The 12,656-nt window shown below is 72.4% G+C and carries 12 protein-coding genes; 5 read left to right on the top strand and 7 right to left on the bottom strand.

The features are described from left to right. Positions 1-10 precede the first annotated feature (10 nt). Positions 11-862 (top strand): hypothetical protein, encoded by an 852-nt coding sequence (locus tag Afe05nite_RS12275; protein WP_203817143.1) that lies wholly within the window; start codon positions 11-13, stop codon positions 860-862. A gap of 16 nt (positions 863-878) precedes the next feature. Further along, positions 879-1,391 (top strand): GNAT family N-acetyltransferase, encoded by a 513-nt coding sequence (locus Afe05nite_RS12270; RefSeq protein ID WP_203817142.1) that lies wholly within the window; start codon positions 879-881, stop codon positions 1,389-1,391. 40 nt (positions 1,392-1,431) lie between these two features. Here Afe05nite_RS12270 and Afe05nite_RS12265 read toward each other — a convergent pair whose 3' ends face one another. The 4 genes from Afe05nite_RS12265 to Afe05nite_RS12250 are packed head-to-tail and all read right to left on the bottom strand — an operon-like array spanning position 1,432 to position 5,355. Then, positions 1,432-2,076, bottom strand: a complete 645-nt coding sequence (locus tag Afe05nite_RS12265; RefSeq protein ID WP_203817141.1) for a response regulator transcription factor — start codon at positions 2,074-2,076, stop codon at positions 1,432-1,434. A 5-nt stretch (positions 2,077-2,081) separates the two neighbouring features. Beyond that, positions 2,082-3,314, bottom strand: coding sequence for a sensor histidine kinase (locus Afe05nite_RS12260; RefSeq protein ID WP_203817140.1), 1,233 nt, complete (start codon positions 3,312-3,314; stop codon positions 2,082-2,084). Beyond that, positions 3,311-4,639, bottom strand: coding sequence for an FtsX-like permease family protein (locus tag Afe05nite_RS12255; protein ID WP_203817139.1), 1,329 nt, complete (start codon positions 4,637-4,639; stop codon positions 3,311-3,313). The genes Afe05nite_RS12260 and Afe05nite_RS12255 overlap by 4 nt, the downstream gene beginning before the upstream one ends. After that, positions 4,636-5,355, bottom strand: coding sequence for an ABC transporter ATP-binding protein (locus Afe05nite_RS12250; protein ID WP_203817138.1), 720 nt, complete (start codon positions 5,353-5,355; stop codon positions 4,636-4,638). The genes Afe05nite_RS12255 and Afe05nite_RS12250 overlap by 4 nt, the downstream gene beginning before the upstream one ends. 107 nt (positions 5,356-5,462) lie before the next feature. Between Afe05nite_RS12250 and Afe05nite_RS12245 the strand changes: the two genes are divergently transcribed. Next, entirely contained in the window at positions 5,463-6,113 is a 651-nt protein-coding gene (locus tag Afe05nite_RS12245; RefSeq protein ID WP_203817137.1) for a formylglycine-generating enzyme family protein, read from the top strand. Here the strand turns inward: Afe05nite_RS12245 and Afe05nite_RS12240 are convergent. Continuing rightward, positions 6,100-6,672: a DUF4352 domain-containing protein gene (locus Afe05nite_RS12240; protein ID WP_203817136.1), complete on the bottom strand. Its 573-nt coding sequence runs from the start codon at positions 6,670-6,672 to the stop codon at positions 6,100-6,102. The two genes, Afe05nite_RS12245 and Afe05nite_RS12240, sit on opposite strands and share 14 nt — an antisense overlap. A 151-nt stretch (positions 6,673-6,823) precedes the next feature. On the opposite strand from Afe05nite_RS12240, the gene Afe05nite_RS12235 reads away from it, so the two are divergent. After that, the gene (locus tag Afe05nite_RS12235; protein ID WP_203817135.1) at positions 6,824-7,552 is read left to right on the top strand and encodes a copper homeostasis protein CutC; all 729 of its coding nucleotides are present in this window, start codon (positions 6,824-6,826) and stop codon (positions 7,550-7,552) included. A 50-nt stretch (positions 7,553-7,602) separates the two neighbouring features. Here the strand turns inward: Afe05nite_RS12235 and Afe05nite_RS12230 are convergent, their stop codons facing one another. After that, positions 7,603-9,252 (bottom strand): DHA2 family efflux MFS transporter permease subunit, encoded by a 1,650-nt coding sequence (locus Afe05nite_RS12230; protein ID WP_203817134.1) that lies wholly within the window; start codon positions 9,250-9,252, stop codon positions 7,603-7,605. A 108-nt stretch (positions 9,253-9,360) separates the two neighbouring features. Here Afe05nite_RS12230 and Afe05nite_RS12225 point away from each other — a divergent pair, with 108 nt between their 5' ends. Then, positions 9,361-10,980, top strand: coding sequence for a fatty acyl-AMP ligase (locus Afe05nite_RS12225; RefSeq protein WP_203817133.1), 1,620 nt, complete (start codon positions 9,361-9,363; stop codon positions 10,978-10,980). Between the two features lie 66 nt (positions 10,981-11,046). On the opposite strand, the gene Afe05nite_RS12220 is transcribed toward Afe05nite_RS12225, so the two are convergent. Then, positions 11,047-12,411, bottom strand: coding sequence for a TrpB-like pyridoxal phosphate-dependent enzyme (locus Afe05nite_RS12220; protein ID WP_203817132.1), 1,365 nt, complete (start codon positions 12,409-12,411; stop codon positions 11,047-11,049). Positions 12,412-12,656: the final 245 nt, after the last annotated feature.

The raw sequence follows: 12,656 nt of genomic DNA, 5'->3' as shown, positions 1-12,656 counted from the left end.
GCTCCGACCGATGCACCACGCGAATTACTACTACGGCCACGCCCACATCCTGGCGAAGTGGTGCCGCCTCGACGAGCCGCTGCACCCGCCGCGCATCCGGGGCTACCTCCAGCACGGCTGGAACATCGGTGACGGGATGGCGCCCGGCGTGCCCTTCGTCGAGGGCAGCCCGCTGCTCGTCTGGTCCGAGCAGACCCGCCGCCGCGCGTGGTCGCAGGGCCGCCGGGACGCCGTGGTGGTGGGTTCCCCGTTCGCCTACCTCGACGCGATGGACGACGACCGGGTCCCGGCGGCCGAGCGCGCGGGCACGATCTTCTACCCCTTCCACGGCTGGGAGGGTCAGCAGGTGAGGGGCGACCACCAGCGCCTCATCGACGAACTGAAGGCCCACGAGACCGGCCCGGTCACCACCTGCCTGTACTGGAACGAATACCAGGACCGGCGGATCCGCCGGGTCTACGAGGACGCCGGTTTCCGGGTCATCTGCCACGGCTACCGCGGCTTCTGGTGGCGCGACACCGACCGCGAGTTCCTGGTGCGGCAGCTCGCCGAGCTGCGCCGGCACAAGCGGGTGGTGTCCAACCGGCTGTGCAGCGCCATCTGGTACGGCCTGCTCGCCGGCTGCCAGGGCGCGGTCTACGGCGACCCGATGGTCCTCGAGGACGCCGACCTGACGTTCGGCGGCGAGCCGCGCCTGCACCGGCAGTGGCCCGAGGTGTACGGCCACGACCCCGACCCGGTGGCCGCGCGCCGGATCGCCGTCGCCGAGCTCGGCGCCGACGTCCTGGCCGGCCCCGAGGAACTGCGCACCTACCTCGGCTGGACCCGGGCGGGCCGGCTGGATCAGCCGGTGGTGGTCTGACCGGTAGGGTCGCCGGATGCCCGATCTGGTCGCCCCCACCCTCCGTCTGGAACTGGCCTGGCGGGAGGCCCACGCCGAGTGGGGGCCGGGCCGCCACGAGGACGGTTTCGGCCTGCGCCCGTCCGACGACGTGGACACGCCCGCCGGTTTCCGCTCGTGGGTGGATCGGCTGACGTTCGACGAGGACACCACCCAGGAGCACGACAACGGCCACGTCCACCGCTGGATGGTCGAGGACGGCCGGGTGCTCGGCGGCATCGTGCTGCGCTGGGAGCTCGACGGCACACCCCCGCCGCTGGGCCACATCGGCTTCGGCGTCCGCCCCTCCGCCCGCCGCCGCGGCGTGGCCGGCTGGGCCCTGCGGCACATGCTCGACGAGGCCCGCCGGGCCGGCCTGTCCCGGGTCATGCTGATGTGCACGACCGCCAACGAGCCCTCCGCCCGCACGATCGAACGCGGCGGCGGGGTCCTCGACGGGATCGCCGACACCCCGTTCGGCCCGGCCCGCCGCTACTGGATCGCCCTCTGACAGTCCCGCCGCCGCGCGCCGCCGGCCGGCGGGGGTTGGTTCACGCGCGGAGGTAGCGCAGGACGGCCAGCACCCGGCGGTGGTCGGAGCGGGCGTGCGGCAGGTCGAGTTTGGTGAAGATGGCCGTGACGTGCTTCTCGACGCTGCGCTCGACCAGGCGCAGCGACTCGGCGATGGCCACGTTGGAACGGCCCTCGGCGAGCAGCCCGAGGATCTCCCGTTCCCGCGCCGACAGCCGGGCCAGACCCGCGTCGACCTGCGGCGCCGCCAGCAGGTGCCGCACCACCTCCGGATCCAGGGCGGTGCCGCCGTCGGCGACCCGCCGCAGTGCGCCGACGAACTCGTCGGTGCTGACGATCCGGTCCTTCAGCAGGTAACCGACCTTCCCGGCGTTCTCCGAGAGCAGCCGCCGCGCGTAGCTGGTCTCCACCCACTGCGAGAAGACCAGAACCCCGATCTCCGGGTGCGCCGCGCGGATCGCCAGCGACGCCCGGAGACCCTCATCGGTGTACGTGGGGGGCATCCGTACGTCGCAGACCACGGCGTCGGGCCGCTCCCGGTCCACCGCGGCCACCAGGGCCACCCCGTCGCTGACCGCCGCCACCACCTCGATGTCGTGCTCGCCCAGCAGCAGCACGATGCCGTCGCGCAGCAGCGCGTTGTCCTCGGCGATGACCACGCGCATGGCTATCAGTACTCCCTCGGCAAGGTCATGGTCACCACGGTCGGCCCGCCCACCGGCGACTCGACGAGCAGCTTCCCGTCGAGCGCCTCGGCCCGCCGCCGCAGCCCGGCCAGCCCGGTGCCCCGGCGGTTGTCGCCCGCGCCGTCGCCGGTGCCGGTGCCCGCACCGGCGCCGCCCCGGCCGTTGTCGCGGACGGTCAGGGTCAGCTGTTTCCGGTCGTCGGTCAGGGCGATCGAGGCCCGGGTGGCGGCGGCGTGCCGGGCCACGTTGGTGAGCAGTTCGGCGACCGTGAAGTAGATGGCCGAGGCGGTCGCGTCGGCCGGCCGGCCGGTCAGGCGCACGGTCACGTCGGCGGGGACGGCGCTGCGGCCGGCCAGGGTGGACAGGGCCACCTCCAGGCCGTCGTCGAGGGCCGGCGGGTGCAGGCCGCGGACGATGTCGCGCAACTCGGTGAGCGCCTCGGTCACGGTCCGGCGGGAGTCGGCGGCCAATGCTCGTACGTCCGGCTGGTCGGTCTTGTGCTCGATGCGCGCGAGTTGGACGCCCAGCGAGACCAACCGCGCCTGCGTCCCGTCGTGCAGGTCGCGCTCGACGCGGCGCAGGAGGGCCGCCGCGTCGGCCTGCAGTGCCGTGCGTCCCGCCTCGAGCTCGGCGATGCGCTTGGCCGAGCTGCTCGGATGCAGCAGCGCGCGGACCAGCCAGCCGTCGGTGAGAACGACCACCCGCACGAACCACGGCACGACCAGCAGCAGCACCAGGCCCTTGACGGCCTCGGCCCAGGTCGACGCCCAGCTCTCGGCCTGGGCGATGTCGAACAGCTGCCCCGGGTTGTGCGAGAGGAACCACCAGGCCGGGTAGGTCACGGCGGCGAGCCCGCCGGCCAGCCCGATAACGGTGAGGTAGGCGCCCAGGTAGCACAGCAAGAACCCGAGGAAGCAGTAGAGCATGGCGCGCCACGCGGTGTTGTCGGTGAGCGGGTTGCGGCTGACCGGCCGGGCGTCGGGCCAGTCCCAGCCGAGGATCTTGCGGGCCGGGGCGCGCAGGTAGCGCGGTGTCCGCCGGGCCAGCGCCAGCACCCCGGCGAGCAGTGCCAGCCCGAAGATGACGACGGAGAGCCCGCAGGCCGCGATGCCGAGCACCGCGACCACGAACGGCGGGAGGCGAACCAGGACCCCGCTGATCAGGTAGGCCAGCTCACGCCAGAAACGGGCGCCGGCCCAGACCCGGAGCAGGATCATCGGATCACCTCGATGGGTGGCCGGCGCAGCATCACCGCGGCCGGCAGCGCGAGCCCGGCCAGCACCAGCGCGGCGGTGCCCACGACGACGCCGATCAGGAACGGCAGCGGCACCCACGGCACCCACGTGCCCAGCGCGGTGTGCAGCAGCGGCAGCAGCGTGGCCGCGGCCACGGCGGCCCCGGCCACCAGAGCGGTGGCGGTCACGACCAGAGCTTCGCAGATCACCACCGTCAGCGTGTGCCCCTGAGTAGCGCCGACGAGCCGCATGACGGCGAGGTCGCGACCCCGGGCCCGCATCACGGTGATCAGCGTGTTGACGCCGGCGACGGCCGCGAACGCCGAGTAGACCCCGGTGCCCGAATAGGTGAGCCACTTGTCGGCGCCCCCCATGGCGACCCCGGTGACGTGCTCGGTGGTCGCGCCGATCACGATCGTGAAGGCCGCGAACCCGACCGCGAGTGTGAGCGGCACGAGGGCTCCCGACAGCGATCGGCTGCGGGCCACCACGTTGTCGGCCGCGACCCGGCCGGCCGGCCCGATCAGCCGGGCCACCGGCGCGGCGACGCGCAGCAGGACCGGCCCGAGCAGGCCGGTGCCGAAACACATGGACAGCATCACCAGCAGGCCCCCGTTGTCGGCGGTCTCGGCGTCGAGCCCGCTGAGCACCACCGAGAGGGTGCTGCCCCCGGCGACCAGGAGCAGGCCCAGCGGGGTACGCACCCGGCCCCGCCCCCGGGCCACCGCCGCCTCGGCCAGCGCCATCGCGGGCCGCAACCGGGACGGGCGGATCGCCGCGATCAGCGCGCCGAGCAGCGACGTGCCGACGGTGACCGCGAACGCGATCGGCAGCACCCCGCCGTGCACCCGGAAGGTCACCTCGGCCGGCACGATGCCGTGGCCGACCAGGCCGTGCACCCAGGCGGCGCCGCCCAGCAGCCCGAGCGGCACCCCGGCGAGCGTGGCCGGCACGGCGACGAGCCCCGCCTGCAACGCGATCGCCCGCCTCGTGCGCGCCGGGGTGGCGCCGACCGTCCGGAACAGAGCGAGGTCGCGGGCCTGGTCGCCGATCGCGGTCCCCATCGTCACCCCGACGATCAGGACGGACAGATAGATCGACGAGATCAGGAAGAGCAGTCCGGCATCGGTGGAGCCGTCCTCGACCATCCGGGCCCGTTGCGCCACCGTCAGCGGTGCCCCGTCGAGCGACGCCATCGCGCAGAGCCCGACCGTCACCAGGGCGGCGGCGAGCGCCTGGGTGGTGGCCGGCCCGAGGAACGCCCACGGGTTGCGCCGTACCGCCTGCCGGATCATCCCGCTGTTCATGCCGCCACCGCCGAGACCCCGCGAAGCCGGTCGGCGATCTCGTCGGCCCGCGGCGCCGGCCCGTCGTAGGCGATCACGCCCTCGCGCAGCAGCACCAGCCGGTCGCTCCACGCGGCGGCGGCCGGGTCGTGCGTCACCATCAGCACGGCCGCCCCGTCGCGGTCGGCCGCGGCCCGCAGCAGGGCGAGGACGCGCCCGCCGGTGGTCGGGTCGAGCGCCCCGGTCGGCTCGTCGGCGAACACCACCGAGGGCGAGGTGATCAGCGCGCGGGCGATGGCGACCCGCTGGCGTTGCCCGCCGGACAGCTCCCCGACCGGCCTCTTCGCGAAGCCGGCGAGGCCCACCTGATCGAGCACCTCGTCGACGGTGCGTCCGCGGGGACCGCCGAGGCGTACCGGAAGAGTGACGTTCTGCCGGACCGTCAACTCGGACAGCAGGTTGTAGGCCTGGAAGACGAACCCGGCGTGATCGCGCCGCAGCCGGGTGCGCGCGGACTCCCGCATGCCGGTGAGGTCGTGCCCGGCGAGCCGCACCCGCCCACCGGTGGGCCGGTCGAGCCCGGCAGCACAGTGCAGCAGCGTGCTCTTGCCGGAGCCGGTGGCGCCCATGACGGCGACGAACTGCCCGGCGGGAACCTCGAGGGAGACGTCACGAAGCGCGAGCACCCCGCGCCGGTAACGCCGGGACACGGACACCAGGGAGAGGACGGATTCCATGGCTCAACCCTGGTCGGCGGAGGACCCGGAGACATCCGGGGAGGCTCGGTGATCGAGGTGCGGTTAACCGCACCTCGCCGGGTGAGCCCCCGGCTAGAGTGGCGCGCATGCTGATCGACCTGGTCGAGCTGCCGGCCGGGCGGGTGACGCTGGCGGATCGCCGGACGCGCCGCGAATGGACGGTCGATCTGCGGCCCTACCGGCTCGGCGTGTTCCCGGTGACGCAGGCCCAGTACGCCGAGGTCACCGGCGACCGGCCGAGTGCCGGCACGGGCGACGAGCTGCCGGTCGAGAACGTCAGCTGGTTCGACGCGGTGCGGTTCTGCAACGAGTTGTCGCGCCGGGAAGGGCTCGCACCCGCCTATGCCGTCGACGGCGACGACGTCGGGTGGGACGCGGGTGCCGGCGGTTATCGGCTGCCGTCCGAGGCCGAGTGGGAGTTCGCCTGCCGGGCCGGCACGACCGGGCCCCGGTACGGCCCGCTCGACGACATCGCCTGGTACCGCGGCAATTCGGGGGAGCGCGTGCACGACGTCGGCGGGCGCAGCCCGAACGCGTGGGGGCTGCACGACATGCTCGGCAACGTGTGGGACTGGTGCTGGGACGTCTACGACGCCGAGGTCTACGGCTCCTACCGGGTGCTGCGCGGCGGTGGCTGGTTCGACGAGCACTGGAGCTGCCGCGCGTCGGTGCGCCGGCGCAGCCACCCGAGCCTGCGCCTGGAGGACGTCGGATTCCGGGTCGCTACCGGACGGTGACCCGCACCCCGCCGGACAGCGGCGAGTCGTGCAGTTCCAGGCGGGTCGGCCGGACCGTCCGCGGCACGTCGAAGACCAGCTTGCCGGCGGCCCGCTCGCCCGGCCCCAGCCGGTCCAGGAACGTGTCGGTGTCCCGGTTGAGGTAGAGGTCGGCGATCTCGTCGACGCGGTATTCCGTGCCGGCCGAGTCGAAGGCCTTCTGAGCGCGGCCGAGAAAATACCGGGCGTCGTCCGAGATGTTGCGCACCGACAGGCTGACCACGCAGAACTTGCCCTTCGCGGTGCGCTTGAGGTGTTCGACGCCGAGGCTCGTCCGGGAGCAGTCCACGCCGGAGACCACGAACTCGAACTTCCCGTCCCGGGCCGGGGTGCCGACGCCCGGTCCCGGCGAGGTCCGGGCCGGCACCGCGGGGGCCGCGGCGGCGGGCTTGCGGCTGCCGTACCGGTCCGCCGCCATCCCGGCCGCGAAGAGCGCGGCCACCGCGACACACGCGAACAGGACGGCCAGGACGGGCTTGAGCGGAGCCGGACCGCGGGACGGGCGAACGTCTTGCGCCATCTCCTCACTGTGGGTCAAAGTCCGCGGCCGGGCCACGGTTTCCGGGTGATCCGACACTTCGCGGTACGGGCGGCCCCGGCCCGGCACCGACCACGCCGCGCGGGCCCGGCCGGATCGGAACGACGATCTTGCATGCGATACTCGGCGGGCCATGGTTGCCTTTGAACTCGCGGTCCAGGACACGCACGGCCTGGCCATCGCGGCCCGCCTCGGGGTCGACCGCATCGAACTGTGCTCGGCGCTCCCGCTCGGTGGCCTCACGCCGTCGCTGGCCTTCATCGAGGCGGCGGTCGCGACGCCCGGCATCCCGCCGGTCCACGTTCTGATCCGGCCGCGGCCGGGTGGCTTCGACTACGAGCCCGGGGAGGTCTCGCTGATGGTGCGGGACGTCCGGCACGCGGTGGCGGCCGGGGCGTCCGGCGTGGTGATCGGCGGCGTCCGCGCCGGCCGGGCGGACGTCGAGCTGATCGGGGGGGCGAAACAGGCGGCCGGCACCGCCGAGATCACCTTCCACCGGGCCTTCGACACCCTCGCCGACCCGGCCGAGGCGATCGACACCCTGGTGGAGCTGGCGGTGACGCGGATCCTCACCTCGGGCGGCGCGGCCTCGGCCGGCGACGCGCTGCCGGAACTGGCGCGGCTCGTCGACACGGCGGGCGGGCGGATCGAGGTCATGGCGGGCGGCGGGGTGCGGCCCGAGATGGTACGTGACCTCCTCGCCGCCGGGGTGGCCGCGGTGCACGCCTCCGGCAAGGGGATCGTCGCCGAGAAGACGCAGGTCACCCTGGGCAGCGCGGCCCCGGGCGGGGAGAGCGGCCGGGAGACGACCGACGAGCGGGAAGTGGAACAGCTCCTCGCCGCCCTGCGGTCGCAGCCGTAAAGAAGACGACCGGCCCCGCTCGGGACCGGTCGTCTTCAGTGCTGCTCAGGTCAGTGCATCACCACGGGGGCGGGCGCCGAGGCGCCCTCCTCCGCTGACGTGGCCGGCATCGCGATGCGCTTGCGGGGCAGGAACGCGATCGGGATGAAGGTCGCCAGGACCAGGATGAAGCCCACCCAGAAGGTGCTGGCGAACGAGTCGGCCACGAACGCCAGGCCCCGCTGCAGGACGTCCGGCGGGAGCGGCATCCGGGCGCCGTGCTGAGCGGCGATCGCGGCCTGCGCCTCGGTGATCGGCTTGCCCGAGGCCGGGTCGGTCACCCCGGGGATCGGGGCCGAGCCGTTCAGCCGGCTGGTCAGGATCACCGACATGATCGCGGTGCCGATCGAGCCGCCGATCTGCTGCAGGATGTTCACCAGGGTGGAGCCGCGGGCGACCTCCTGGCTGCTCAGCGTGCGCAGGGCCGAGGTCATGATCGGCATCATCGTGCCGCCCATGCCGAGACCCATCACGAACAGCGAACCGCACAGCAGCAGGTAAGAAGTGTCGGTGCCGACCTGGGTGAAGGTGAAGAACCCGAGGGCGATCAGCGCCATCGCGAACGGCACCGTGCGGCCCACCGGGATCCGGTCGGCGAGCGTGCCGGCGATCGGCATGGTGATCATCGCGCCGATGCCCTGCGGTGCCATCAGCAGACCGGCGTGCAGCGTGGACTCGCCGCGCACCTGCAGGAAGTAGCTGGGGAACAGCAGGCCGGCGCCCATGAACGCGATGATGAACACGAACAGCGAGACCGTCGAGACGGCCAGCCGCCGGTTGCGGAACAGCCGCAGGTCGAGCAGCGGGTGCTTGGGCTTGAACGAGTAGAACACGAAGCCGATCACCAGGGCCGCGCCGATCAGCATGCTCACCCACACCTTGGTGGCGGTGATCGTGCCGGTCTCCGGCAGCGAGGACACGCCGAACAGGAACAGCGCGAGGCCGGGCGAGAGCATCAGCATGCCGACGAAGTCGAACGACTCGGACGGCTTCGGGTCGTCCTTGGGCAGCGCGAAGAACGCGTAGACCAGGCCGATGATGCCGATCGGCAGGTTGATCAGGAAGACCCAGTGCCAGCTCGCCGCCTCGATCAGCCAGCCGCCGAGGATCGGGCCGCCGATCGGGCCGAGCAGCATCGGGATGCCGAGGACCGCCATGAGCCGGCCGATCCGCTCGGGACCGGCGGCGCGGGTCATGATCGTCATGCCGAGCGGCATGAGCATGCCGCCGCCCAGACCCTGGATCACCCGGTAGGCGACGAGCTGCTCGATCGAGTCGGCCGTGGCGCAGAGCACCGAGCCGGCGGTGAACAGGAACAGAGCGAGCATGTAGAGCCGCTTGGTGCCGAACCGGTCGGCGGCCCAGCCACTGAGCGGAATCACCGTGGCCAGGGCCAGGGTGTAGCCGGTCAGGGTCCACGCGACCTGGGCGTACGTCGCGTTGAACTCGGTCTGGAAGGTGGGCAGGGCGACGCTCACGACCGTGATGTCGAGAATCGACATGATCGCGCCCAGGACCACCACGCCGGCGATCTTGAGGACGGCGGCGTCCAACTTGGCAGGCTGCGCGGCTGCCGTGTCAGTCACGAGTAACTCCAGGGTCGGTCTGAAAGGCCATGAGTCAGGAGAGCCTTGAGTCGGCAAGAAAGCGAAGTTACTCATCCTGCCACTGGGTCCGACCTGCCAGCACGCCCTTTTCCGACACGGACAAGGTGCCCTTCACCACTTTTTCGGTCGTACTGTGGGCGATAGTCGAGCGTTGGGGGTTAGATGAGCCGTTTCATCGACGACGTGATCAAGACCGCCCAGACCGCCACCACCGGCATGGTCACCGGTGCGCCGGCGGCCAAGGCCCGAGTCACCTGGCCGGAGCTGCACCGATCGGCTCGCCGGGCGGCGGGCGGGCTCGCCGCGGCGGGGATCCGGTCCGGGCACGCCGTCGCGGTGCTGGCCGGTCTGCCCGCCGAGATCGCCCCGGTGGCGCAGGGGATCTGGCTGGCCGGCGGCAGCATGACGATGCTGCACCAGCCCACCCCGCGCACCGACCTGACGGCCTGGCGGGAGGACACCCTGCGGGTCCTGAAGATGATCGACGCCCGCCTGGTCGTCGTGGGCGCGCCGTTCGAGCAGGTGGTGCCGGTGCTCACCGCGTACGGGATCGAACATGTGATCGCGAGTGAGCTGACCGCCGGGCCGGACCACGATCCGGTCGAGGCGGCCGAGGACGACGTCGCCCTGCTGCAGCTGACCAGCGGATCCACCGCGGAGCCGAAAGGCGTGCGGATCACCCACCGCAACCTCTACGCCAACCTCGCCGACTCCCGGGCGCACCTCGGCTGTGACGAGTCCGGGGTGATGGTGTCGTGGCTGCCGATGTTCCACGACATGGGCATGGTGGGGTGCCTGTTGCTGCCGATGATGACCGGGATGGAGCTGGTCAGCATGCGGCCGGCCGACTTCCTGAGCCGGCCGCTGCTGTGGGCCGAGCTGATCAGCGAGCATCGCGGGACGATCACCACGGCGCCCAACTTCGCGTGGGCGGTCCTCAACCGGCAGCTGGCCCGGGTCCCGGACGGCGCGCTCGACCTGTCGAGCCTGACGGTGGCCGGCAACGGCGCCGAGCCGATCGACCCGTCGACGATGCGGCGATTCGTCGAGATCGGCGAGCGGTTCGGCCTCCGCCCGGAAGCCGTGAACTGCTGTTACGGCGCCGCGGAGAGCACCCTGGTGATCTCCATGTCGGCGATGTCGGACGCCATGCTGCTCGACCGGGTCGACGCGGCCGCACTCGAGAAAGGACAGGCGGTCCCCGGCACGGACCGGGAGATCCCCAAGCTCGGCCGCCCCTACCCGAGCGTCGAGGTGCGCGTCGTCGACGACGACGGCACACCGCTCGGCGAACGCCGGGTCGGCCGCGTCCAGCTGCGCGGGGAGTCGGTCACCGAGGGGTACGTGACCCCCGGCGGCTACGAGAGCGCCCGGGACGCCGCCGGCTGGCTCGACATCGGTGACGAGGGCTACCTCGTCGAGGACGGGCAACTCGTGGTGTGCGGCCGGCGCAAGGACGTGATCATCATGGGCGGCCGCAACATCTACCCGACCGACATCGAACGGGCCGCCGGCACCGTCGAAGGGGTCCGCGAGGGCAACGTGGTCGCGGTGCGGCTGATGGCCGGCGAGGACCGCGGCCGGGAGTCGTTCGCGGTGATCGCCGAGTCGAAGCTGGCCGGCGACGAGGCCGCCGAGAAGGCGATCACCAAGGAGATCACCGCCCGGGTGGTGGCCGAGATCGACGCCCGGCCGGCGCGGGTGCGGGTGGTGCCGCCGGGCAGCCTGCCCAAGACGCCGTCCGGCAAACTGCGCCGGGCGGCCGCCCGCGACCTGCTCTGACGCGGGCGGCCGGGCTCGGGTCGCTCAGCCCGGGTCGTTCAGGCCGGGTCGTTCAGCCCGGGTCGCTCAGGCCGGGACGGCCGGCAGGTTGGCGACGGCGGCGGCGACCGCGTCCTGCGAGAGGGCGTGGTCGTCCATCTCGCCGGCCAGGAACCGGCCGTAGGCGGGCAGGTCCAGGTGGCCGTGGCCGCACAGGGCGGTCAGGATGACCTTCTCCTCGCCGGACTCCTTGCAGCGCAACGCCTCCTCGATGCAGGCGGCGAGGGCGTGCGTCGGCTCCGGCGCCGGGATGATGCCTTCGGTACGGGCGAACGTCACGCCCGCCTCGAAGCACTCCTTCTGCGTCTTCGCGACCGCCTCCATCAGCCCGAGCTCGTAGACGTGCGAGATCAGCGGCGACATGCCGTGATAGCGCAGCCCACCGGCGTGGATCGGGTCGGGGATGAAGTCGTGGCCCAGCGTGTGCATCTTCATCAGCGGCGTCATCCCGGCGGTGTCCCCGAAGTCGTACGCGTAGACCCCCCTGGTCAGCGACGGGCAGGAGGCCGGCTCGACGGCGCGGATCACCGGGTCCATCCGGCCGGCCAGCTTCTCCCGCAGGAACGGGAAGGCCAGCCCGCCGAAATTGGAGCCGCCGCCGGTGCACCCGACGATGACGTCCGGCGTCGCGCCCACCTTGGCCAGCTGCAGCAGCGCCTCCTCACCGATGATCGTCTGGTGCAGCAGAACATGGTTGAGCACGCTGCCCAGCGCGTAGTTGGTGTCCGGGTTCTGCGCGGCCACCTCGACGGCCTCGCTGATCGCGATGCCGAGCGAGCCCGGCGAGTCCGGATGCTCGGCGAGGATCTTGCGGCCGGCGGCGGTCAGCTCCGACGGCGACGGATGGATCGTGCCGCCGAAGGTCTCGATCATCATCTTCCGGTACGGCTTCTGCTCGTACGATGCCCGGACCTGCCAGATCTCGACGTCCAGCCCGTACTGGGCGCCGGCGAAAGCCAACGCCGTGCCCCACTGACCCGCGCCGGTCTCCGTCGTCAGCCGCCGGATGCCGGCCTGCGCGTTGTAGAACGCCTGCGGAACCGCGGTGTTCGGCTTGTGCGACCCGGCCGGCGACACCCCCTCGTACTTGTAGTAGATCTTCGCCGGGGTGCCGAGCGCCTTCTCCAGCCGGTGCGCCCGGAAGAGCGGGGAGGGCCGCCAGAGCCGGTAGACCTCGAGCACCTCCGCCGGGATCGGGACGTACCGCTCGGCCGTCACCTCCTGCTCGATGAGCGCCATCGGGAACAGCGGGGCGAGGTCGTCCGGCCCGACCGGCTGCAGCGTGCCCGGGTGCAGCACGGGCGGGGGTGGCGAAGGAAGGTCCGGCACGAGGTTGTACCAGTTGCGGGGCAGCTCCGATTCGGACAGAAGAATCTTGGTGTCTGACGTCATGCGCTGATCATGACTACTCACCGTAGGTCTTGCCTATCTCGCCGTGCTGGATTTCGCTCGTTCCGCCGCAACCGGTGAACCGCCCCGGCCTGATCCGGGCCGGGTCCACCCTTCGGGGGAGGTGCTGAACCGGGGTCTCCGACCGGCGCCGATCCGGTACCGGCCCGTGGACGGAGGGCAACGCCCTCGTGGTGCGGCAGCCTGGGACCGCGGTCCCGGACCGCCTTCGCACCCTTCGCGACGGG

The organism is Paractinoplanes ferrugineus (assembly GCF_016862195.1).
In the GTDB taxonomy this organism is placed as follows: domain Bacteria; phylum Actinomycetota; class Actinomycetes; order Mycobacteriales; family Micromonosporaceae; genus Actinoplanes; species Actinoplanes ferrugineus.
Note: the sequence above shows the minus strand (reverse complement) of the source record. Positions and strands in the feature narration are given on the sequence as shown.

Coding starts and splice junctions, on each gene's coding strand:
- Afe05nite_RS12275 (WP_203817143.1), top strand. CDS start 11: ATGCACCACGCGAATTACTACTACGGCCACGCCCACATCCTGGCGAAG.
- Afe05nite_RS12270 (WP_203817142.1), top strand. CDS start 879: ATGCCCGATCTGGTCGCCCCCACCCTCCGTCTGGAACTGGCCTGGCGG.
- Afe05nite_RS12265 (WP_203817141.1), bottom strand. CDS start 2,076: ATGCGCGTGGTCATCGCCGAGGACAACGCGCTGCTGCGCGACGGCATC.
- Afe05nite_RS12260 (WP_203817140.1), bottom strand. CDS start 3,314: ATGATCCTGCTCCGGGTCTGGGCCGGCGCCCGTTTCTGGCGTGAGCTG.
- Afe05nite_RS12255 (WP_203817139.1), bottom strand. CDS start 4,639: ATGAACAGCGGGATGATCCGGCAGGCGGTACGGCGCAACCCGTGGGCG.
- Afe05nite_RS12250 (WP_203817138.1), bottom strand. CDS start 5,355: ATGGAATCCGTCCTCTCCCTGGTGTCCGTGTCCCGGCGTTACCGGCGC.
- Afe05nite_RS12245 (WP_203817137.1), top strand. CDS start 5,463: ATGCTGATCGACCTGGTCGAGCTGCCGGCCGGGCGGGTGACGCTGGCG.
- Afe05nite_RS12240 (WP_203817136.1), bottom strand. CDS start 6,672: ATGGCGCAAGACGTTCGCCCGTCCCGCGGTCCGGCTCCGCTCAAGCCC.
- Afe05nite_RS12235 (WP_203817135.1), top strand. CDS start 6,824: ATGGTTGCCTTTGAACTCGCGGTCCAGGACACGCACGGCCTGGCCATC.
- Afe05nite_RS12230 (WP_203817134.1), bottom strand. CDS start 9,252: ATGAGTAACTTCGCTTTCTTGCCGACTCAAGGCTCTCCTGACTCATGG.
- Afe05nite_RS12225 (WP_203817133.1), top strand. CDS start 9,361: ATGAGCCGTTTCATCGACGACGTGATCAAGACCGCCCAGACCGCCACC.
- Afe05nite_RS12220 (WP_203817132.1), bottom strand. CDS start 12,411: ATGACGTCAGACACCAAGATTCTTCTGTCCGAATCGGAGCTGCCCCGC.